Raw genomic sequence first — 22927 nt, 5'->3', positions numbered from 1 at the left:
CTGCCCGGTCGACGATGGGCCTTACCTCGCACGGCAGACCGCCTCCTCACACACCACGCATGGTGTGTGAGGAGGCGGTAGGGGTTCATCACCTGGGAAACCGGGCCCCGGGAGGGCCTACTGCTCGACGTCGTCGTCGACCCAGTCGAGGGTCTTGGTGACGGCCTTCTTCCAGTTTCGGTAGAGGCGCTCGCGCTCGGCCTCGTCCATGTTCGGGGTCCAGCGCTTGTCCTCGCCCCAGTTCTCGGTGATCTCGTCGGTGCTGGACCAGTAGCCGACGGCCAGGCCCGCGGCGTACGCCGCCCCGAGCGCGGTGGTCTCGGCGACCTTCGGCCGGACCACGTCGACGCCGAGGATGTCGGCCTGGAACTGCATCAGCGTCTCGTTGACGACCATGCCGCCGTCGACGCGCAGCTCCGTGAGGGGCACGCCGGAGTCGGCGTTCATCGCGTCGAGGACCTCGCGGGTCTGGAACGCGGTGGACTCCAGCACCGCGCGGGCGATGTGGTGGCGGTTGACGAAGCGGGTCAGGCCGACCAGCGCACCGCGGGCGTCGGGACGCCAGTGCGGGGCGAACAGGCCGGAGAACGCCGGCACGAAGTAGGCGCCGCCGTTGTCGTCGACCTTCTTGGCCGACTCCTCGATCTCGGGGGCCGAGGAGATCATCCCGAGGTTGTCGCGGACCCACTGCACGAGCGAGCCGGTGACCGCGATCGAGCCCTCGAGGGCGTAGACGGTCGGCTCGTCGCCCAGCTTGTAGCAGGTGGTGGTCAGCAGGCCGTTCTCGCTGGGGACCTGCTCGGTGCCGGTGTTAAGGAGCATGAAGTTGCCGGTGCCGTAGGTGTTCTTGGCGGTGCCCTTCTCCAGGCAGGCCTGGCCGAAGGTGGCGGCCTGCTGGTCGCCGAGGATGCCGGCGATCGGGGTGCCGTTGAGGACGCCGGGCTTGCACTCGCCGTACACCTCGGAGCAGGAGCGGATCTCCGGGAGCATCGAGACCGGGATCCCCATGTCCTCGGCGATGGAGGAGTCCCAGGTCAGGTCGGCGAGGTTCATCAGCATGGTGCGGCTGGCGTTGGTGACGTCGGTGACGTGCACGCCGTCGTTCTCGGCGCCGCCGGTGAGGTTCCACAGCAGCCAGGTGTCGGTGTTGCCGAAGAGCAGCTCGCCCGCCTCGGCCTTCTCCCGCGCACCGTCGACGTTGTCGAGGATCCACGTGACCTTGGGTCCGGAGAAGTACGTCGCCAGCGGCAGCCCGCAGACCGCCTTGTAGCGCTCCACGCCCTCCTCGCCGGCCAGCTCGTCGACGATCTTCTGGGTGCGGGTGTCCTGCCACACGATGGCGTTGTAGACCGGCTTGCCCGTGGCCTTCTCCCACACCACCGCGGTCTCGCGCTGGTTGGTGATGCCGACCGCCTCGATGTTCTTGCTGTTCAGGTTGGCCTTGCCGAGCGCCCCGCCGATGACCTCGCGGGTGTTGTTCCAGATCTCCACCGGGTCGTGCTCGACCCAGCCGGCGCGCGGGAAGATCTGCTCGTGCTCGATCTGGTCGACCGAGACGATGGAGCCGGAGTGGTCGAAGACCATCGCGCGGGTGCTGGTCGTGCCCTGGTCGATGGACAGGATGTAGGTGTTCTTCGCCATGTGGAGAGCCTTACCTGGTTGCGGTGTCGGACGGGTGGAGGTGGGACGGGAGGGAGTCGGTCGTTCAGACGAAGCCGACGGCGTTGCCGGCGAAGCCGCCGAGGACGCCGCCGATGATCGGCGCGACGACGGGGACCCAGGCGTAGTGCCAGCCGCTCGAGCCCTTGCGCGGGATCGGCAGCAGCGCGTGCATGATGCGGGGGCCCAGGTCACGCGCGGGGTTGATGGCGTAGCCGGTCGGGCCGCCGAGGCTGGCGCCGATCGCGACGACGAGCAGGGCCACGGCGAGCGGGCCCACCTCGGTGGGGGTCTTGCCGAAGGCCAGGATCACGAAGATCAGCACGAAGGTGCCGATCACCTCGGTGACGACGTTCCAGATCGGCGCGTGGATGGTGGGCATGGTGCTGAAGACGCCGAGCTTGGAGCCCTCGTCGGCCTCGGGGTCGTCGAAGTGCTTCTTGTACGCCGCCCACGCCAGCGTCGCGCCCAGCATCGCTCCCAGCACCTGGGCCACGACGTAGACCACGACCTCGACGAACGACAGCCCCGAGTTGCCGGCCGCCACGAGGCCGAGGGTGACGGCCGGGTTGAGGTGGGCCCCGGACTTGTAGGCGACGTAGACGCCGGCGTACACGCCGAGGCCCCAGCCGAAGTTGATCAGCAGCGTCCCGCCCCCGAAGCCGCCGGTCTTGGGGAGCACCACGTTGGCGACCACCCCGCAGCCGAGCAGGATCAGGATGGCGGTGCCCATGACCTCGGGCAGGAAGATGTCGGTGAACACGCACGGTCCTCTCGTCGGACGGCGGAGCTGGGCTCCCGAGTCGCTCTGTGACGCACGACACAGCGGTCGGCGCCCGAGCATGGTTGCACACCCGGGGCCCTGGTGGCCCGTCCCTAGAGTGGGGGCGGGGGACGACCCCCGCACCGCAGCACACGACGGAGGAGAGCAGATGCTCGCACCGGCCAGGTTGGGACCCGACGAGCGCGCCGAGGCGTGGCGCGCTCTCCAGGACGACGCCGACATCGACGTGCTGGTCGTCGGCGGAGGCGTGACCGGGGCGGGCGTGGCGCTCGACGCCGCCACGCGCGGCCTCAAGGTCGTGCTCGTCGAGCAGCGCGACTTCGGCTCCGGCACGTCCTCGCGCAGCTCCAAGCTGTTCCACGGCGGCCTGCGCTACCTCGAGCAGCTCAACTTCTCGCTCGTCCGCGAGGCGCTGCGCGAGCGCGAGCTGATGCTGACCCTGCTGGCGCCGCACCTGGTCAAGCCGGTCTCGTTCCTCTACCCGCTCAAGCACCGGTTCTGGGAGCGGCCCTACGTCACCGCCGGCCTGACGCTCTACGACACGATGGGCGGCAAGAGCTCGCTGCCGCGCCACCAGCAGCTGAGCCGCCGCAAGGCGCTGCGGATGGCGCCGGGGCTGCGCAAGGACGCGCTGGCCGGCGCGCTGCGCTACTACGACGCCCAGGCCGACGACGCCCGCCACACGATGATGCTGGCGCGCACAGCCGCGACGTACGGCGCCTCGGTGCTGGCCTCGGCCAAGGTGACCGGGTTCGTCCACGCGGGTGAGCGCGTCGTCGGCGCGACCGTCGAGGACGTCGAGAGCGGCGAGTCCGCCACGCTCTCGGCCAAGGTCGTCATCAACTGCACCGGCGTGTGGACCGACGACATCCAGAAGCTCGCCGGCGGCCGCGGCCAGTTCAACGTGCGTGCCTCCAAGGGCGTGCACATCGTGGTGCCGCGCGACCGGCTGAACTCCGAGACCGGCATGATCCTGCGCACCGAGAAGTCCGTGCTGTTCGTGATCCCGTGGGGCACCCACTGGATCATCGGCACCACCGACACCGAGTGGGACCTCGACCGGGCCCACCCGGCCGCCAGCCGCGCCGACATCGACTACATCCTCGAGCACATCAACACCGTGCTGACCACGCCGCTGACCCACGACGACATCGAGGGCGTGTACGCCGGCCTCCGCCCGTTGCTCGCCGGCGAGAGCGAGGCGACGTCCAACCTGTCCCGCGAGCACGCCGTCGCGCGGCCCCAGCCCGGGCTGATCTCGATCGCGGGCGGGAAGTACACCACCTACCGCGTCATGGCTGCCGACGCCGTAGACGCCGCGCGGGCCGACCTGTCGGCCCACGTGCCCGACAGCGTCACCGACCACATCCCGCTGGTGGGTGCCGAGGGCTACCAGGCGCTGACCAACCAGGTCGAGCTGATCGCCCGCAACCGCGACCTGCCGCCGTGGCGGATCACCCACCTGCTCGACCGCTACGGCGCCCTGATGCAGGAGGTGCTCACCCTCGCCGACGACGACCCGTCCCTGCTCGAGCCGCTGCCGGGTGCCGAGGAGTACCTCAAGGTCGAGATCGTGTACGCCGCGTCGCACGAGGGCGCGCTGCACCTCGACGACCTCCTCTCGCGCCGCACGAGGATCTCCATCGAGGCCCACGACCGCGGCGTGGACTGCGCCGACGACGCCGCCGCGCTCGTCGCGCCGGTGCTGGGCTGGGACGAGCGCCGGGTCGAGGACGAGGTCGCGGCCTACCGCGCCCGCGTCGCCGCCGAGCGCGAGTCACAGGCCGAGGGCGACGACCTGGCCGCCAACGCCGACCGGCTGGCCGCACCCGACATCCGGGCCCGAGCGGTCGGTCGCGCGCTGGACTGACCGGGCTGCCAAACTGGCGCCCGTGGACCACCAGGACGACCAGGAGCAGCAGGCCGGGAGCGGCGCGACCAACGAGGGCAGCCTGTGGGGCGGCCGGTTCGCCGGCGGTCCGAGCCCGGCGCTCGAGGCGCTATCGCGGAGCACGCACTTCGACTGGCGGCTGGCGCCCTACGACCTCGACGGGTCGCGGGCGCACGCCCGGGTGCTGCGCGGCGCCGGCCTGCTGACCGACAGCGAGCTCGACGGCCTCCTGGCCGGGCTCGACGAGCTCCACGAGCTGTTCGCCTCCGGGGAGCTGCGCCCGCGGCCCCAGGACGAGGACGTCCACGGCGCGCTCGAGGGCGCGCTGCTCGAGGTGGTCGGGCCCGAGCTGGGCGGCCGGCTGCGAGCCGGCCGCAGCCGCAACGACCAGATCGCCACGCTGTTCAAGGTGTTCCTGCGCGACCACGCCCGGGTGATCGCCGGGCTGCTGCTCGACCTCGTGGAGGCCGACGCCGACCAGGCCGAGCGCCACCTCGGCGCGATCATGCCGGGGCGCACCCACCTCCAGCACGCCCAGCCGGTGCTGCTGAGCCACCACCTGCTGGCCCACGCCTGGCCGCTGCTCCGCGACGTCGCCCGGCTGCGCGACTGGGACGCCCGGGTGGCCGCGGAGTCGCCGTACGGCTCGGGCGCACTGGCCGGCTCCAGCCTGGGCCTCGACCCCGAGGCCGTGGCGCGTGACCTGGGGTTCACCGGGTCGGTCGCCAACTCCATCGACGGGACCGCGGCCCGTGACTTCGTCGCCGAGCTGGCCTTCGTGCTGGCCATGGTCGGGGTCGACGTGAGCCGCCAGGCGGAGGAGGTGATCCTCTGGGCGACCCGCGAGTTCGGCTTCGTGACGCTCGACGACGGCTACTCCACCGGGTCGAGCATCATGCCGCAGAAGAAGAACCCCGACGTCGCCGAGCTGGCGCGCGGCAAGGCGGGCCGGCTCGTCGGCAACCTCGCCGGGCTGCTGGCCACGCTCAAGGCCCTGCCGCTGGCCTACAACCGCGACCTGCAGGAGGACAAGGAGCCGGTCTTCGACTCCGTGGACACCCTCGAGGTGCTGCTGCCGGCCTTCACCGGCCAGGTCGCGACGCTGCGCTTCCACACCGAGCGGATGGCCGACCTCGCGCCGCAGGGCTTCAGCCTGGCGACCGACGTGGCCGAGTGGCTGGTGCGCGAGGGGGTGCCGTTCCGCGAGGCCCACGAGGTCTCCGGAGCGTGCGTACGCCGCTGCGAGGAGCTCGGCGTCGACCTGCCCGACCTCACCGACGACCAGTTCGCCGAGCTCGACCCCCGACTGACCCCGGGGGTGCGCGAGGTGCTGACCGTCGAGGGCTCGGTGGCCTCCCGCGACTCCCGTGGCGGCACCGCCCCGGCCCGCGTGGCCGAGCAGCTGGCCGAGCTGCGGACGGTCGTGGCGGAGCACCGGGCGTGGCTGGGCTGAGCCTCCCCGAGGTGCTGGCGCTGCCGGTGCTCGAGGCCGCGCCGCGGCTGCTGGGTGCGCACCTGACCCTGGGAGGCGTCACGCTGCGCCTCACCGAGGTCGAGGCGTACGCCGGCGCCGACGACCCCGGCTCCCACGCCTTCCGCGGCCGCACGCCGCGCACGGCCACCATGTTCGGCCCGGCGGGGCACCTCTACGTCTACTTCACCTACGGGATGCACCACTGCGCCAACGTGGTCTGCGGCCCGGAGGGCGAGGCCGCCGCGGTGCTGCTGCGGGCCGGCGAGGTGGTCCACGGGCTCGAGGTCGCCCGCGCCCGCCGGCCCGGGGTGCGTGACCGCGACCTGGCCCGCGGACCGGCCCGGCTCTGCCGCACCCTCGAGCTCGACCGGTCCCACGACGGGCTCGACGTGCGCGGCGAGCTCCGGCTCGCCGGCGTCCCGGTCGCCGACGTCGCGACCGGGCCCCGGGTGGGCCTGCGGGCCGCCGCCGACCGACCCTGGCGGTTCTGGGCGGCCCACGACCCGACCGTGAGCCGCTACGTCGCCGCCAGGCCGCGTCCACCTGGTCGAGGGGGTCTTGACCCGGGGGCCGCGGTCCGGTCTGCTCACCGGACACGTCCGCCGACCTCACCCCGAGGAGCCCCATGACCACCCGCGAGCACCTGCACGGCCTCGTCGCCAGCCTCCAGCCGGTCGTCCAGGGGGTACCGACGGCGTCGCTGGACGCGAAGACCCCCTGCCACGACTGGGACGTGCGCGGGCTGACCTCGCACCTGCTCGGCACCACCGAGGCCATGCGGCGCGTGGGGGCCGGGGAGCCGCTGGACCGCGACGATCCCTGGGGGACGAGCGGCCAGGAGCTGGGGGAGGCCTGGCGCGACCAGCTGTCCGACCGGCTGGTCGCCGTGGCCGACGCGTGGGCGCAGCCGGAGGCGTGGGAGGGCGAGGCGCTCGACGGGGCGATGGCGCGCAAGGACGTGGGCGACATGGCCTTCCTCGAGGTGCTGCTCCACGGCTGGGACCTCGCCCGCGCCACGGGCCAGGAGCTCGAGCTCGACGACGCCGTCGCCGAGCAGGCGCAGCAGCTCCTCGACGAGCACGGCGAGTCCGGCCGCTCGCTGGGCGCGTTCGGCGCCGAGGCCGACGCCGGGGAGGACCCGTCGGCGCTCGACCGGGCGCTCGCCGCGTCGGGCCGCGACCCGGCCTGGGGCCGCTGACCCCACGTGGGAGGCTGGTGGCCCACCGTCCGCGCACGAGGAGACACGCACGTTGACCACCGACCCGCACCTGCTCGACGACCTGGAGTGGCGGGGGCTGATCGCGCACGCGACCGACCGTGACGCCCTCCGCGAGGCGCTCACGGCGGACAGCGTCCGGTTCTACGTCGGCTTCGACCCGACCGCGCCGAGCCTCCACATGGGCAACCTGGTGCAGCTGCTGACGGCCCGCAGGCTCCAGCAGGCCGGCCACACGCCGTACGCCCTCGTCGGGGGTGCGACCGGCATGATCGGCGACCCCCGGGACTCCGGCGAACGCACCCTCAACAGCCGCGACACGGTCAAGGAGTGGGTGGGTCGCGTCCGCTCCCAGATCGAGCCGTTCCTGGACTTCGACGGACCGACCGGCGCCACGATGGTCGACAACTACGACTGGACCGCGAGCCTCTCCACGATCGACTTCCTGCGCGACATCGGCAAGCACTTCCCGGTCAACCGCATGCTGGCCCGCGACGTCGTGCGGAGCCGGCTGGAGGCCGGCATCAGCTACACCGAGTTCAGCTACGTGCTGCTCCAGTCGATGGACTTCCTCAACCTCCACCGCGACCACGGGGTGACGCTGCAGTTCGGCGGCAGCGACCAGTGGGGCAACCTCACCGGAGGCGTCGAGCTGATCCGCCGGGCCGAGGGCGGCCACGCGCACGCCTTCGCCACGCCGCTGGTGACCAAGGCCGACGGCACCAAGTACGGCAAGACCGAGGGCGGGGCGCTGTGGCTGGACCCGCAGATGCTCTCGCCGTACGCCTTCCACCAGTTCTGGCTCAACGTGGAGGACGAGAAGGTCGGCGAGCTGCTGCGGATCTTCACCTTCCTGACCCGGGAGGAGATCGAGGAGCTCGACGCGGCCACCGCCGAGCAGCCCTTCCGGAGGGCCGCGCAGAAGCGGCTGGCCGACGAGGTGACCACGCTGGTGCACGGTGCTGCCGAGACCGAGCAGGCCAAGGCGGCAGCCGCAGCACTGTTCGGCGGGGGCGAGCTGCGAGAGCTCCACCCCGGCACGTTGGCGGCCGCGCTGCGCGAGGCCGGGACCTCCAGGGCGCCCGCGGGGACGCCGACGGTGGACCTGCTCGTCGCCTCCGGGCTGGTCAGGAGCAAGGGCGAGGCGCGCCGCACCATCAGCGAGGGCGGGGCCTACCTCAACAACGAGCGTGTCACCGACGTCGACCACGTGCCCGGCCCCCAGGACCTCCTGGGGGGTTCCTGGCTGGTGCTGCGGCGGGGCAAGAAGAACCTCGCCGGCGTCGAGGTGGGCTGAGCCCGTGCACGGGGACGCGACGGGGTGGCTCGCCGACCTGGAGAGCCGAGCCCGTGCCGTCCTGCCCGCCCCGGTGCTGCGCTACGTCAGCGAGGGCGCCCGCGACGAGGTGACCCTGGCCGAGGCGACCGCGGCCTGGCGCGAGGTCAGGCTGCTGCCCCGGGTGCTGCGCGACGTCCGCGAGGTGCGCCTGGGCGGTGCGCTGCTCGGCAGCCCCACCCGGTCGCCCCTGGGCGTCGCCCCGATGACGCTGCAGCGTGCGGCCCACGCCCGCGGCGAGGTCGCGATGGCGGAGGCGGCTGCGGTGGCCGGCGTCCCGATGGTGCTCTCCAGCAACGCCGGGAGCACCTTCGCCGACGTCGGGGCCACGGGGGCGACGTGGTGGCTCCAGCTCTACATGACCCCGGAGCGGGAGGTCGCCGCCCGGCTGCTCGACGAGGCGGTGCGCCACGGCGCGGCCGCCGTCGTCCTCACGGTCGACACCCCGGTCGTCGGCACGCGGCACGCCGCCCCGGACGAGGAGCGCGTCTGGGACGTGGCCGACCCGGCGTGGGTGGGCGCCAACCTGCCCGAGTCCGGCCGGGAGCCCGACCCGGCTGGTCGTGCCAAGGCCATGGACCTCGCGCCGGCCGACCTGGGCTGGCTGCGCGAGCGGTCGGGCGTGCCGCTCGTGGTCAAGGGCGTGCTGCGGGGGGACGACGCGGCCGACGCCGTCCAGGCGGGCGCAGACGGGGTCTGGGTCTCCAACCACGGGGGACGCCAGCTCGACCAGGCCCAGGCCACGGCCCGCTGCGTCGGCCGCGTCCGGGAGGCCGTCGGAGACCGGGCGACGGTGCTCGTCGACGGGGGAGTGCGCAGCGGGCTCCACGCGGCCGTGGGCCTGGCGCTCGGCGCCGATGCCGTGCTGCTCGGGCGCCCGCTGTTCATGGCCCTGGCCGCCGAGGGGCCCGACGGTGTACGCCGCGCCCTGGGGCTGCTCCACGACGAGCTCGAGGAGGCGATGCGCCTGGCCGGGTGCCCCGACGTCGCCGCGCTGCGGGGCGTGGTCGACAGCGGAGCCACAGGCCCTCGGTGACCCTGCCGACGGCCCCGCACGAGCCCCGAAGCGGGCCTGACCAGCGTTACGAGCCCGTGTGACCGGGGCCACGACGGCTCGATTTGACCGGGCCCGCCGGGGGTCCTAATGTTTCACCTCGTTGGCCCGGAGGAAGCGGGACGCGGGTCCGGATCAGGACCTCGCGGCCGGACCGGGACAACCACCCCCACCAAGCACCTCAGCCGAGGTCTTCGAGTGTGCGCCACGGCGGCCTCGAGGTCACTCATGGCGGAGCTCCCAAGTGGGGAGGACGGATCGGAGCGGGTTTGACTCGCTCAGGTGAGTCCGGTAAGTTTGACTGTCGCCCCGCGATGCGGCCGAAAGGCCAGTAATCGGGTGCGCGCTTGATTCTTGAGAACTCAACAGTGTGTCAAAAGTCGACGAATTAATTTACCTGTCGGCTGTTTTCTGTGGCTCTCGTTTGTGGGGGTTGTGGGGGATGGTTGATGGTTCCTTTGGTAGAACGACGATGATTCTGGCAATTTGATTTGTCAGTGTTGCGTTTTTTTGCCGGGGTTTGGATTTTCTGTTTTTCAATGGAGAGTTTGATCCTGGCTCAGGACGAACGCTGGCGGCGTGCTTAACACATGCAAGTCGAGCGGTAAGGCCCTTCGGGGTACACGAGCGGCGAACGGGTGAGTAACACGTGAGCAATCTGCCCTGCACTTTGGGATAACCACCGGAAACGGTGGCTAATACCGGATATGACCTGGCGCGGCATCGCGTTGGGTGGAAAGTTCTGGCGGTGCAGGATGAGCTCGCGGCCTATCAGCTTGTTGGTGAGGTAATGGCTCACCAAGGCTTCGACGGGTAGCCGGCCTGAGAGGGTGACCGGCCACACTGGGACTGAGACACGGCCCAGACTCCTACGGGAGGCAGCAGTGGGGAATATTGGACAATGGGCGAAAGCCTGATCCAGCAACGCCGCGTGAGGGATGACGGCCTTCGGGTTGTAAACCTCTTTCAGCGCAGACGAAGCGAAAGTGACGGTATGCGCAGAAGAAGCACCGGCCAACTACGTGCCAGCAGCCGCGGTAATACGTAGGGTGCGAGCGTTGTCCGGAATTATTGGGCGTAAAGGGCTCGTAGGCGGTTTGTTGCGTCGGGAGTGAAAACTCAGGGCTTAACCCTGAGCCTGCTTCCGATACGGGCAGACTAGAGGTATGCAGGGGAGAACGGAATTCCTGGTGTAGCGGTGAAATGCGCAGATATCAGGAGGAACACCGGTGGCGAAGGCGGTTCTCTGGGCATTACCTGACGCTGAGGAGCGAAAGTGTGGGGAGCGAACAGGATTAGATACCCTGGTAGTCCACACCGTAAACGTTGGGCGCTAGGTGTGGGACTCATTCCACGAGTTCCGTGCCGCAGCTAACGCATTAAGCGCCCCGCCTGGGGAGTACGGCCGCAAGGCTAAAACTCAAAGGAATTGACGGGGGCCCGCACAAGCGGCGGAGCATGCGGATTAATTCGATGCAACGCGAAGAACCTTACCTAGGTTTGACATACACCAGAAGCCCCTGGAGACAGGGGTCTCTTTGGACACTGGTGTACAGGTGGTGCATGGCTGTCGTCAGCTCGTGTCGTGAGATGTTGGGTTAAGTCCCGCAACGAGCGCAACCCTCGTCTTATGTTGCCAGCACGTCATGGTGGGGACTCATAAGAGACTGCCGGGGTCAACTCGGAGGAAGGTGGGGATGACGTCAAGTCATCATGCCCCTTATGCCTAGGGCTTCACGCATGCTACAATGGCCGGTACAAAGGGCTGCGATACCGTAAGGTGGAGCGAATCCCAAAAAGCCGGTCTCAGTTCGGATTGGGGTCTGCAACTCGACCCCATGAAGTCGGAGTCGCTAGTAATCGCAGATCAGCAACGCTGCGGTGAATACGTTCCCGGGCCTTGTACACACCGCCCGTCACGTCACGAAAGTTGGCAACACCCGAAGCCAGTGGCCCAACCGTTTACGGAGGGAGCTGTCGAAGGTGGGGCGAGCGATTGGGACGAAGTCGTAACAAGGTAGCCGTACCGGAAGGTGCGGCTGGATCACCTCCTTTCTAAGGAGCATCTTGGCGCTGCCCCGTAGGGGTGGTGTCCATGGCAGTCGTTCGGGGCCGTTCGTGTCTCGCGTCTGTCAGCTGCTTGGTGGAACGTCGATTAGTTGGTGCAGGCCGCAGGCGCGGTCCTGGTCAGTACTGTCCGTCACTGGTTCGCTGGTGGTGGGCGTGGAAAAACTGGGGTCGTGTGCGTCGGTTAGTGCTTGACACACTGTTGGGTCCTGAGGGATCGAGTGGAATGACTCGGTTACCTTTGCGGCGCCTGATGCCTCGAACTGCCCGTGTGTTGGGTCTCCACTGTTGGTGGGGGTCTGGTGCGGGGGTCAGCGGGGGTTTTGTCAGGTGTTCCGCCCGCAGTTTGAGAACTACACAGTGGACGCGAGCATCTTTGTAGCAAGACAAGCTACTAAGGGCACATGGTGGATGCCTTGGCACCAAGAGCCGATGAAGGACGTAGGAGCCTGCGATAAGCCCCGGGAAGTTGGCAACCGAGCGTTGATCCGGGGATGTCCGAATGGGGAAACCCAGCTGGAGTCATGTCCAGTTACGCCCACCTGAACACATAGGGTGTGGTGAGGGAACACCGGGAAGTGAAACATCTCAGTACCGGTAGGAAGAGAAAACAACAGTGATTCCGAGAGTAGTGGCGAGCGAAATCGGATGAGGCCAAACTCAGGTCGTGTGATAGCCGGCAGGCGTTGCGGTTTGAGGGTTGTGGGGCCGCCTGGCTGGTTCTGCCGAACCAGCGCAGAGTAAGAAACTGATCGTGAAGTGGAAGTGGACTGGAAAGTCCCGGCGTAGAGGGTGATACCCCCGTATACGTAAGCGTTCAGCTCTGTGGCGTTACCCCAAGTAACACGGAACCCCTGAAATTCCGTGTGAATCTGGCGGGACCACCCGTTAAGCCTAAATACTCCTTGGTGACCGATAGCGGACAAGTACCGTGAGGGAAAGGTGAAAAGTACCCCTGGCGGGGAGTGAAATAGTACCTGAAACCATGTGCCTACAATCCGTCGGAGCTGAAGTCCATTTATGGACCAGGTGACGGCGTGCCTTTTGAAGAATGAGCCTGCGAGTTTGCGTTGTGTCGCGAGGTTAACCCGTGTGGGGTAGCCGTAGCGAAAGCGAGTCCTAATAGGGCGTTTGAGTGGCACGATCAAGACCCGAAGCGAAGTGATCTATCCATGGGCAGGTTGAAGCGCGGGTAAGACCGCGTGGAGGACCGAACCCACTTAGGTTGAAAACTGAGGGGATGACCTGTGGATAGGGGTGAAAGGCCAATCAAACTTCGTGATAGCTGGTTCTCCCCGAAATGCATTTAGGTGCAGCGTCGCGTGTTTCTTCCCGGAGGTAGAGCACTGGATGGTCTAGGGGGCCCACAAGCTTACCGAAATCAACCAAACTCCGAATGCCGGGAAGTGAGAGCGCGGCAGTGAGACAGTGGGGGATAAGCTCCATTGTCGAGAGGGAAACAGCCCAGACCATCAGCTAAGGCCCCTAAGCGGTGACTAAGTGGAAAAGGATGTGGAGTCGCACAGACAACCAGGAGGTTGGCTTAGAAGCAGCCACCCTTGAAAGAGTGCGTAATAGCTCACTGGTCAAGTGATTCCGCGCCGACAATGTAGCGGGGCTCAAGTCATCCGCCGAAGCTATGGCATTCATGCGTTATCCAGGCCCACTTTGGTGGGTCCAGGTGTGTGGATGGGTAGGGGAGCGTCGTGTGGCGAGTGAAGCGGCGGTGTGAACCAGTCGTGGATGCCACACGAGTGAGAATGCAGGCATGAGTAGCGAATGAAGAGTGAGAAACTCTTCCGCCGAATGATCAAGGGTTCCAGGGTCAAGCTAATCTGCCCTGGGTAAGTCGGGACCTAAGGCGAGGCCGACAGGCGTAGTCGATGGACAACGGGTTGATATTCCCGTACCGGCAAAACAGCGCCCCTGACGAGGCTGGTGATGCTAAGTGCCCGAAACCACCGGGACCCTTCGGGGCGATGGTGGCAGAGCGCATGACCCGATCCAGTAGTAGTCAAGCGATGGGGTGACGCAGGAAGGTAGTCCAACCAACGCGATGGTTGTCGTTGGCTAAGGGTGTAGGACGAGAGATAGGCAAATCCGTCTCTCATATAGTCTGAGACCTGATGGGGAGCCCGTATGGGTGAAGTGGATGATCCTATGCTGTCGAGAAAAACCTCTAGCGAGCTGTGCGCCGCCCGTACCCCAAACCGACTCAGGTGATCAGGTAGAGAATACCAAGGCGATCGAGTGAACCATGGTTAAGGAACTCGGCAAAATGCCCCCGTAACTTCGGGAGAAGGGGGGCCGGATCCGTTATCACACTTGCTGTGAGACGCGGTGATGGCCGCAGAGACCAGGCCCAAGCGACTGTTTACTAAAAACACAGGTCCGTGCGAAGTTGTAAGACGATGTATACGGACTGACTCCTGCCCGGTGCTGGAAGGTTAAGGGGACCTGTTAGACACATTCGTGTGTCGAAGCGGAGAACTTAAGCCCCAGTAAACGGCGGTGGTAACTATAACCATCCTAAGGTAGCGAAATTCCTTGTCGGGTAAGTTCCGACCTGCACGAATGGAGTAACGACTTGGGCGCTGTCTCAACCGTGGACTCGGCGAAATTGCACTACGAGTAAAGATGCTCGTTACGCGCGGCAGGACGGAAAGACCCCGGGACCTTTACTATAGTTTGGTATTGGTGTTTGGTTCGACTTGTGTAGGATAGGTGGGAGACTGTGAAGCGCTCACGCCAGTGGGTGTGGAGTCATCGTTGAAATACCACTCTGGTCGTATTAGATATCTAACCTAGGTCCGTTATCCGGATCAGGGACAGTGCCTGATGGGTAGTTTAACTGGGGCGGTTGCCTCCTAAAATGTAACGGAGGCGCTCAAAGGTTCCCTCAGCCTGGTTGGCAATCAGGTTTCGAGTGTAAGTGCACAAGGGAGCTTGACTGTGAGAGTGACAGCTCGAGCAGGGACGAAAGTCGGAACTAGTGATCCGGCGCTGGCATGTGGAAGCGGCGTCGCTCAACGGATAAAAGGTACCCCGGGGATAACAGGCTGATCTTCCCCAAGAGTCCATATCGACGGGATGGTTTGGCACCTCGATGTCGGCTCGTCGCATCCTGGGGCTGGAGTAGGTCCCAAGGGTTGGGCTGTTCGCCCATTAAAGCGGCACGCGAGCTGGGTTTAGAACGTCGTGAGACAGTTCGGTCCCTATCCGCCGCGCGCGCAGGAAACTTGAGAAAGGCTGTCCCTAGTACGAGAGGACCGGGATGGACGAACCTCTGGTGTGCCAGTTGTTCTGCCAAGAGCACGGCTGGTTGGCTACGTTCGGAAGTGATAACCGCTGAAAGCATCTAAGCGGGAAGCACGTTTCAAGATGAGGTTTCCCACCGGGTTAACCGGGTAAGGCCCCCAGTAGACGACTGGGTTGATAGGCCGGAGGTGTACAGCAGTAATGCCTAGCCGACCGGTACTAATAGGCCGAGGGCTTGTCCCTCAAAGATGTTGCGCGTCCACTGTGTGGTTCCCGAGTTACGGACGGGAACACGAGAAGTTTTTGTGTCCACTGTGTAGATAACTCCATAGAGTTACGGCGGCCATAGCGTCAGGGAAATACCCGGTCCCATTCCGAACCCGGAAGTCAAGCCTGACAGCGCCGATGGTACTGCGACCGGGAGGTCGTGGGAGAGTAGGACGTCGCCGGACAACACTTCACTGAGGGCCGCCCCCGACACCCGGGGGCGGCCCTCAGCTGTTTGTCGTCCCCGCCGAACAGCCGCGTAGGTGCACTACGCTCGTCAGCCCCGCGTCACCAGGAGATCCCGTGCCCCAAGACCGTTCCCCCCGAGGCCCCCGCGCAGGTGGGAGCAGCAGCTCCCGAGGTGGCGGTGAGGGTCGGCCCTCCCGCGGGCGCCCCGACAGCGGGCCCCGTGGCGACTCCAAGCCCCGTGGCGACGGCAAGCCCCGCAGCAGCGACGGCAAGCCCCGCGGGGGTGCGGACAGCCGTGGCGGTCCTCCCGCCGGCCGCGGTCCGCGGCGCAGCGGCGACAGCAGCCGCGAGTTCAGTCGGCCCCGCCGGGACGACCGTCGGGACGACCGTCGGAGGTCCGACGAGGACCGGTCGGAGACCCAGGCGAAGTACGACGGCCCGCCCATCCCCGAGGAGATCACCGGTCGCGAGCTCGACCGCAGCATCGCCGCGCAGCTGAAGTCGCTGCCGGACAAGCTGGCGCTGCGCGTGTCCCGCCACCTGGTGGCCGCGGGCGAGCTGATCGAGACCGAGCCGCGGACGGCGTACGAGCACACGCTCGCCGCCCGTGCGCGCGCCAGCCGGTTGGCCGTGGTGCGCGAGGCCGTCGGCGAGGCGGCCTACGCCGCGGGCGAGTACGCCGAGGCGCTCGCCGAGCTGAAGGCCGCGAAGCGGATGAACGGTGCTCAGGACTACGTCGCCATCATCGCCGACTGCGAGCGCGCCCTCGGTCGGCCCGACCGGGCGCTGGCCGTGGTGAAGAACGCACCCAAGGACAAGCTCGCGCCGGCACTGCTGGCCGAGCTGACGATCGTGGAGGCCGGTGCCCGTCGTGACCGGGGCGAGCTGGACGCCGCGCTGCGGACGCTGGAGCTGTCCCCGCTGATGTCCAAGGCGCGCGACACGTGGGTGGCGCGACTGCGCTACGCCTACGCCGATGCGCTCGTGGCGGCCGAGCGGCCGCAGGACGCACTGACCTGGTTCCACCGCGCCGACGCCGTCGACGCCGAGCGGGCCACCGACGCCGCGGCACGGGCCACCGAGGTGGAGAGGTCGCTGGAGGGGTGAGCCTGCTCGGTGCCTGCGAGACCCCGTTGCGGGAGGCCTACGACGTGGCGGTGCTCGACCTCGACGGGGTCGTCTACCGCGGTCGTGACGCCGTCGCCGGTGCGCCGGAGGCGCTCAACGCGGCGCAGTCCGCCGGCATGCACCTCGCCTTCGTCACCAACAACGCCTCGCGCCCGCCGGCCACGGTGGGGGAGCACCTGCGCTCGCTCGGGGTGGAGGCCCGCGACGAGGACGTCGTCAACAGCGCCCAGGCCGCCGCACGGCTGCTCGCGGCCCAGCTCGAGCCCGGCAGCAAGGTGTTCCTGATCGGCGGCGAGGGCCTCGAGCTCGCGCTGCGGGAGCGTGACCTGGTGCCGGTCTCGACGGTCGGCGAGGAGCCGGTGGCCGTCGTGCAGGGCTACGGGCCCGACCTGCCCTGGAAGCAGGTCATGGCCGGCGCCACGCTGGTCCACGACGGGCTGCCCTGGGTCGTCAGCAACACCGACATGACGATCCCCACGGCGTCGGGCGTCGCGCCGGGCAACGGGGCGCTGGTCCGGCTGATCGCGGACTTCGCCGACCGGGAGCCCGAGGTCGCGGGCAAGCCGCAGCGGGCCCTGTTCGAGGAGACCCTCGACCGGGTGGGCGGGGAGCGGCCCCTGGTGGTCGGTGACCGGCTCGACACCGACATCGAGGGCGGGGTCGCCATCGGGTGGGACACCCTGCTGGTGCTCACCGGCGTCACCGGGCTCGAGGAGCTGGTGGCGGCCGACCCGAGCTGTCGTCCGACGTACGTCGCACCGGACCTGGCCACGCTGGCCGAGCCGCAGCCCGAGGTGACCCACGAGGGCGACGCCGCGGCGGTGGGCGGCTGGACCGCTCGTGTCGTCGACGGGGCGCTGCAGGTCCAGGGCGACGGGGCGACGGCCGACTGGTGGCGCGCGGTCGCCGAGGCGGCGTGGACCCATCTCGACGCCGAGGGCCAGCCTGTCGCGACCGACGGCGTCCGTCCGCCCGAGTAGCCTCCCCGCATGGACGAGCAGAGCATCCCCGCGCCCGTCGCACCCGACGTGCACCCCGCCGAGGCCGGTGGCGACCGGGTCCAGGCCGTGCTGCGGTCGGTGGAGGGCCTCGACGACCGTCCGCTCGAGGAGCACGTGGCCGTCTTCGAGGCGGCCCACGACTCGCTGCGCCGCGCGCTGGCCGGCGACGGCGCGCGCGGCTGAGGCGTGCCCCCACGGCGGCTGCGCCTCGACGCCGAGCTGGTGCGACGCGGCCTGGCGCGCTCGCGCGAGCACGCCTCGGAGCTGATCGCCGCCGGTCGGGTGACGGTCAACCGGGCCCCGGCGACCAAGCCCGCGACCGGCGTGACCACCGACGCCGACCTCGTGGTCCGCGAGGACCCGGACAGCCCGGACTACGCCAGCCGGGGCGGGCACAAGCTGGCCGGGGCACTGGCCGCCTTCGTCCCGCTGGGGCTGGCGGTCGAGGGACGACGCTGCCTCGACGCCGGCGCCTCGACCGGCGGGTTCACCGACGTGCTGCTGCGCGCCGGCGCCGCGCAGGTGGTCGCCGTCGACGTGGGCTACGGCCAGCTGGTCTGGGCCCTGCAGAGCGACTCCCGGGTGCTGGTGCACGACCGGACCAACGTCCGTGACCTCACCCCGGAGCTGATCGGCGGTTCGGTCGACCTCGTGGTCGGCGACCTGTCCTTCATCTCGCTGCGGCTCGTCCTCGACGCGCTGCTGGGAGTCACGGCCGACGACGGCGACCTCGCGGTCATGGTCAAGCCGCAGTTCGAGGTCGGCCGCTCGCGGCTGGGCAAGGGCGGAGTCGTCCGCGAGCCGGCGCTGCGGGCCGAGGTGGTCCGCGACGTGGCGGACGCCGCGGCGGCCCGGGGCTGGGGCGCCCGCGCGGTGACCACCAGCCCGCTCCCGGGGCCGTCGGGCAACGTGGAGTACTTCCTGTGGCTGCGCCGCGGGCCGGAGCGGCTGGCGCCCGACGCGATCGAGGCCGAGGTGGCGAGCTCGGCAGGACTGTCGGGACCGGGTGAGAGGGTGGATCCGTGACCGTCCCCCAGCGCGACCTCGAGAGCGACCCCGCCGCCGGCTCCGCTCGTCGCATCCTGGTGGTGGCCCACACCGGCCGCGAGGAGGCCCGTGCGGTGACCCGGGCGATCGTCGGCGCGCTGCTCGGCCACGGCCTGGTGGTGCGGATGCTCGAGGACGAGGCCAAGGAGTCCGAGCTGCCTGCCGGCGTCGAGGTCGAGTCGGTGCCGTGCGAGGCCGCCGGCGCCGACGAGTGCGAGCTGGTGCTCGTGATCGGCGGTGACGGCACGATCCTGCGGGCCTGCGAGCTCACCCACGGCACGACCACCCCGCTCCTCGGGGTCAACCTCGGTCACGTCGGCTTCCTGGCCGAGGCCGAGAGCGAGGAGGTCGACACCATGATCGAGCGGGTCGTGGCCCGCCGCTGGTCGGTCGACGAGCGCCTCACCCTCGACGTGCAGGTCTTCCAGGGCAAGGAGAAGGTCGCCAGCACCTGGGCGCTCAACGAGGCCAGCGTCGAGAAGGCCGTCCGGTCGCGGATGCTCGAGGTCGTCGTCGAGGTCGACGGTCGGCCGCTGAGCCGGTTCGGCTGCGACGGCATCGTCTGTGCGACGCCGACCGGCTCCACGGCCTACAACTTCAGCGCGGGGGGACCCGTGGTCTGGCCCGAGGTCGAGGCGCTGCTGATGGTGCCGATCAGCGCCCACGCGCTCTTCGCCCGACCCATGGTGGTCGGCCCGACCTCGACCCTCGCCGTCGAGGTCCTGGCCCGCACCGAGGGCGCCGGGGTGCTGTGGTGCGACGGTCGTCGCACGGTCGACCTGCCGCCTGGGGCCCGCATCGAGGTGCGTCGCGGGGCCTCCCCGGTGCGGCTGGTGCGGCTCCACGAGGCGCCCTTCACCGACCGGCTGGTGGCCAAGTTCGGCCTCCCGGTCGCGGGATGGCGGGGGGCGGCCGAGCGCCGTCGCCGCCAGGCCGACCACGTGCACCAGGACCAGCCGTGATCGAGGAGATCCGGATCAGCTCGCTGGGCGTCATCGACGAGTCCGTGCTCGAGCTGGGTGAGGGCCTGAGCGTCATCACCGGCGAGACCGGGGCCGGCAAGACCATGCTCGTGACCGCCCTGGGCCTGCTGCTGGGCGGTCGGGCCGACAGCGGTGCGGTGCGCACGGGTCGCCGCGGTGCCCGGGTCGAAGGCCTGGTGACCGCAGGACCTGCGGTGGCCGCGGCCGTCGAGGAGCACGGCGGCGAGATCGAGGACGAGCGGGTGCTGCTGGCCCGCCAGGTCTCCGCGGAGGGCCGCTCGCGCGCCTTCCTCGGCGGCGCGTCGGTGCCGGCGTCCGCGCTGGGACGCGTCGGCAGCGCGCTGGTCGCGGTGCACGGCCAGTCCGACCAGCACCGGCTGCTGCGCCCCGAGGCGCAGCGCGAGGCGCTCGACGCCTACACCGGGGCCCCGTTGGCGCAGGTGCTGCAGCGCTACCAGGGCGACCACGCCCGGCTGCGGTCGGTCGTGCAGGAGCTGCGGGAGGTCCTGGGCTCTGCTCGCGAGCGGGCGCGCGAGGCCGACGTGCTGCGCCTCGGGCTGGAGGAGGTCGAGGCCCTCGACCCCGTCGCCGGTGAGGAGTCCGACCTGGCGGCCGAGGAGGCACGCCTGGGCTACGCCGACACGCTGCGCGAGGGCGCGGAGACGGCACGCGAGGCGCTGTCGTCGGACCAGGACGCCCCCGACGCGCTCGGGGCCGTCGCCGCGGCACGGCGTGCCCTGGAGGGCGTCCGCGAGCACGACCCGGAGGCGGCGTCCCTGGCCGGCCGGGTGGCCGAGGTCAGCTACCTGCTGGCCGACGTGGCGGCCGACGTCGCGTCGTACGCCACGGGGCTGGAGACCGACCCGGCGCGCCTGTCCGTGGTCTCCGAGCGGCGGGCCGCGCTGACCGGCCTCACCCGCAAGTACGGCGAGACCATCGCCGAGGTCCTGGAGTGGGCCCGTGACGCCTCCCAGCGGCTGCTGCTGCTCGACGGGTCCGACGACCGCGTCGAGGAGCTGCGTGCCGAGCGGCTCGAGCTGCGACGCCGGCTCGCCGCCGACGCGGCCACGATGTCGGCCCACCGCACCGAGGCGGCCGCCCGCCTGGGCGCCACCGTCACCACCGAGCTCGGCGCGCTGTCGATGCCCCACGCGCGGCTGCAGGTCACCTTGGACCGCACGCCCGACGAGCGCGGCCTGGAGCTCGACGGCGGCACCTGGCGCTTCGGGCCCCACGGCGTGGACGACGTCGAGCTGCTGCTGGCGGCCAACACCGGCTCGGAGCCGCGTCCCCTGGGCAAGGGTGCCTCGGGCGGCGAGCTGTCCCGGGTGATGCTGGCGCTCGAGGTCACCCTGGCCGCGACCCGGCCCGTGCCGACCTTCGTCTTCGACGAGGTCGACGCCGGGGTCGGCGGCAAGGCGGCCGTCGAGATCGGGCGCCGGCTCGCGGCCCTGGCGCGCACCTCCCAGGTGCTGGTGGTGACCCACCTGCCCCAGGTCGCCGCCTTCGCCGACCGCCACGTCGTGGTGCGCAAGAGCAGCGACGGCAGCGTCACCACCTCCGGGCTCGAGGTCCTCGACGACGCGGGCCGGGTGCAGGAGCTCTCCCGCATGCTCGCCGGCATGGAGTCCTCCGACACCGCCCTGGCCCACGCCCAGGAGCTGCTCGACGTGGCCCAGGAGTTCGCCCACGACGGCGGACCGACATCGAGCCGGTGACGCACGAGGCGCCCGACCCTTGCTAGGGTCGAACCCCGTGGACGACCGCACGCACCAGAGCCCCGGGGGACCCACGTGGTGACCTCCCAGCAGACCAAGCACGTCTTCGTGACCGGCGGCGTGGCCTCGTCGCTGGGCAAGGGGCTGACCGCCTCGAGCCTGGGCCGCCTGCTCCGCTCGCGCGGGTTGCGCGTGACGATGCAGAAGCTCGACCCCTACCTCAACGTCGACCCCGGGACGATGAACCCGTTCCAGCACGGCGAGGTCTTCGTGACCGACGACGGGGCCGAGACCGACCTCGACATCGGCCACTACGAGCGGTTCCTGGACACCGAGCTCAACCAGATCGCCAACGTCACCACCGGGCAGGTCTACAGCTCGGTGATCGCCAAGGAGCGACGCGGCGACTACCTGGGCGACACGGTCCAGGTGATCCCGCACATCACCAACGAGATCAAGGACCGCGTCCTGGCCATGGGCGGTGACGACATCGACGTCGTCATCACCGAGGTCGGCGGCACCGTCGGCGACATCGAGTCGCTCCCGTTCCTCGAGGCGGCCCGCCAGGTGCGCCACGAGATCGGTCGCGACAACGTCTTCTTCCTCCACGTCTCGCTGGTGCCGTGGATCGGCCCGTCCGGCGAGCTCAAGACCAAGCCGACGCAGCACTCCGTGGCCGCGCTCCGCTCGATCGGCATCCAGCCCGACGCGATCGTGTGCCGCGCCGACCGCGAGATCCCGGCCTCGGTGAAGCGCAAGATCTCGCTGATGTGCGACGTCGACCAGGAGGCCGTGGTCACCGCGGCGGACGCCCCGTCGATCTACGACATCCCCAAGGTGCTGCACCGCGAGGGGCTCGACGCCTACCTCGTGCGCCGCCTCAACCTGCCCTTCCGTGACGTCGACTGGACGCTGTGGGACGACCTGCTGCGGCGCGTGCACCACCCCAACGAGGAGGTGACGGTCGCCCTCGTCGGCAAGTACGTCGACCTGCCCGACGCCTACCTCTCCGTGGTCGAGGCGCTGCGCGCCGGCGGCTTCGCCCACGAGGCGAAGGTGACCATCGAGTGGGTCCCCTCCGACGAGTGCGCCACCCCCGAGGGCGCGGCCCGCCGGCTCGGCGAGGTCGACGCGATCTGCGTGCCCGGCGGCTTCGGCATCCGCGGCATCGAGGGCAAGCTCGGCGCCCTGACCTACGCCCGCACCCACAAGGTCCCGACCCTCGGCCTGTGCCTGGGGCTGCAGTGCATGGTCATCGAGTACGCCCGCTCGGTCGCCGGCCTCACCCAGGCCGCCTCGACCGAGTTCGACCCCGGGGTGAGCGAGCCGGTGATCGCCACCATGGCCGAGCAGCACGCCTTCGTCGACGGTGCCGGCGACCTCGGCGGCACGATGCGCCTGGGCCGCTACCCGGCAGACCTGGCCGAGGGCAGCGTCGTGCGGGCGACGTACGGCGAGGCCCAGGTGCACGAGCGCCACCGCCACCGCTACGAGGTCAACAACGCCTACCGCGAGCAGCTGGAGACCGCCGGCCTGGTGTTCTCGGGCACCTCGCCCGACCGCACCCTGGTCGAGTTCGTCGAGCTGCCCGCCGAGACGCACCCGTTCTACGTCTCCACCCAGGCCCACCCGGAACTGAAGTCGCGCCCGACCCGGCCGCACCCCCTCTTCGCCGGGCTGGTCGGTGCCGCGATCCAGCGTCAGCGCGAGCTGCTCATCCCGATCGACGAGAGCGCGCTGCGCCGCCGGTGGGTCGCGGACCCGACCGACGAGGTCGGAGCCGCGGCGACGGCCCCCGAGACCCACGGCACGACCGAGGCCGACGCCGTGGCCCCGGCGTCGGCCGAGGCCTGAG

14 protein-coding genes, 3 rRNA genes and 1 pseudogene are annotated in these 22927 nt (G+C 69.5%); 16 read left to right on the top strand and 2 right to left on the bottom strand.

Going from position 1 to position 22927, the window contains the following annotated elements; translation table 11 throughout:
- Positions 1-117: 117 nt before the first annotated feature.
- Together glpK and EDD33_RS10180 are read right to left on the bottom strand one after the other, a co-directional pair.
- Positions 118-1641: a glycerol kinase GlpK gene (glpK, locus tag EDD33_RS10185; protein WP_123390599.1), complete on the bottom strand. Its 1524-nt coding sequence runs from the start codon at positions 1639-1641 to the stop codon at positions 118-120.
- 64 nt (positions 1642-1705) lie between these two features.
- The gene (locus tag EDD33_RS10180; protein WP_281274149.1) at positions 1706-2422 is read right to left on the bottom strand and encodes an MIP/aquaporin family protein; all 717 of its coding nucleotides are present in this window, start codon (positions 2420-2422) and stop codon (positions 1706-1708) included.
- 169 nt (positions 2423-2591) lie between these two features.
- Here EDD33_RS10180 and EDD33_RS10175 point away from each other — a divergent pair, with 169 nt between their 5' ends.
- The 16 genes and pseudogenes from EDD33_RS10175 (at position 2592) to EDD33_RS10100 (ending at position 22926) form a co-directional block, all read left to right on the top strand.
- The gene (locus EDD33_RS10175) at positions 2592-4313 is read left to right on the top strand and encodes a glycerol-3-phosphate dehydrogenase/oxidase (RefSeq protein WP_123390596.1); all 1722 of its coding nucleotides are present in this window, start codon (positions 2592-2594) and stop codon (positions 4311-4313) included.
- Positions 4314-4335: 22 nt separating this feature from the next.
- On the top strand, positions 4336-5787 hold the full coding sequence (argH, locus tag EDD33_RS10170; protein WP_170169779.1) for an argininosuccinate lyase: 1452 nt from the start codon (positions 4336-4338) through the stop codon (positions 5785-5787).
- A pseudogene (locus tag EDD33_RS10165) lies at positions 5784-6341 on the top strand (DNA-3-methyladenine glycosylase); the annotation flags it as partial. The gene argH and the pseudogene EDD33_RS10165, both read left to right, overlap by 4 nt.
- A gap of 92 nt (positions 6342-6433) precedes the next feature.
- Positions 6434-7006, top strand: a complete 573-nt coding sequence (locus EDD33_RS10160) for a TIGR03086 family metal-binding protein (RefSeq protein WP_123390594.1) — start codon at positions 6434-6436, stop codon at positions 7004-7006.
- A gap of 52 nt (positions 7007-7058) precedes the next feature.
- Entirely contained in the window at positions 7059-8321 is a 1263-nt protein-coding gene (gene tyrS / locus EDD33_RS10155) for a tyrosine--tRNA ligase (RefSeq protein ID WP_123390592.1), read from the top strand.
- Positions 8322-8325: 4 nt separating this feature from the next.
- On the top strand, positions 8326-9396 hold the full coding sequence (locus EDD33_RS10150; protein WP_123390591.1) for an alpha-hydroxy acid oxidase: 1071 nt from the start codon (positions 8326-8328) through the stop codon (positions 9394-9396).
- 554 nt (positions 9397-9950) lie between these two features.
- Positions 9951-11469, top strand: a 16S ribosomal RNA gene (locus EDD33_RS10145).
- Between the two features lie 396 nt (positions 11470-11865).
- Positions 11866-14982, top strand: a 23S ribosomal RNA gene (locus EDD33_RS10140).
- Positions 14983-15074: 92 nt separating this feature from the next.
- Positions 15075-15191: ribosomal RNA gene (gene rrf / locus EDD33_RS10135) — 5S ribosomal RNA — on the top strand.
- The 16S, 23S and 5S rRNA genes sit together here, the layout of an rRNA operon.
- A gap of 118 nt (positions 15192-15309) precedes the next feature.
- Complete coding sequence (locus EDD33_RS10130; RefSeq protein ID WP_246003453.1) at positions 15310-16302, top strand: tetratricopeptide repeat protein; 993 nt, start codon at positions 15310-15312, stop codon at positions 16300-16302.
- Positions 16299-17303, top strand: a complete 1005-nt coding sequence (locus EDD33_RS10125; RefSeq protein WP_123390589.1) for an HAD-IIA family hydrolase — start codon at positions 16299-16301, stop codon at positions 17301-17303. The genes EDD33_RS10130 and EDD33_RS10125 overlap by 4 nt, the downstream gene beginning before the upstream one ends.
- A gap of 9 nt (positions 17304-17312) precedes the next feature.
- Complete coding sequence (locus EDD33_RS10120) at positions 17313-17507, top strand: hypothetical protein (protein WP_123390587.1); 195 nt, start codon at positions 17313-17315, stop codon at positions 17505-17507.
- 3 nt (positions 17508-17510) lie between these two features.
- Positions 17511-18350: a TlyA family RNA methyltransferase gene (locus EDD33_RS10115; protein ID WP_123390586.1), complete on the top strand. Its 840-nt coding sequence runs from the start codon at positions 17511-17513 to the stop codon at positions 18348-18350.
- A complete protein-coding gene (locus EDD33_RS10110; RefSeq protein WP_211332504.1) occupies positions 18347-19333 on the top strand; it encodes an NAD kinase in 987 nt (328 codons plus the stop codon). The genes EDD33_RS10115 and EDD33_RS10110 overlap by 4 nt, the downstream gene beginning before the upstream one ends.
- Positions 19330-21072: a DNA repair protein RecN gene (gene recN / locus EDD33_RS10105; protein WP_211332503.1), complete on the top strand. Its 1743-nt coding sequence runs from the start codon at positions 19330-19332 to the stop codon at positions 21070-21072. The genes EDD33_RS10110 and recN overlap by 4 nt, the downstream gene beginning before the upstream one ends.
- 78 nt (positions 21073-21150) lie before the next feature.
- A complete protein-coding gene (locus EDD33_RS10100; protein ID WP_425463849.1) occupies positions 21151-22926 on the top strand; it encodes a CTP synthase in 1776 nt (591 codons plus the stop codon).
- Position 22927 lies beyond the last annotated feature (1 nt).

The sequence above is a fragment of the Nocardioides aurantiacus genome, from assembly GCF_003752505.1.
Classification (GTDB): Bacteria; Actinomycetota; Actinomycetes; order Propionibacteriales; family Nocardioidaceae; genus Marmoricola; species Marmoricola aurantiacus.
The sequence above is the reverse complement of the archived record's forward strand: the minus strand, read 5'-3'. Positions and strand labels throughout refer to the sequence as shown.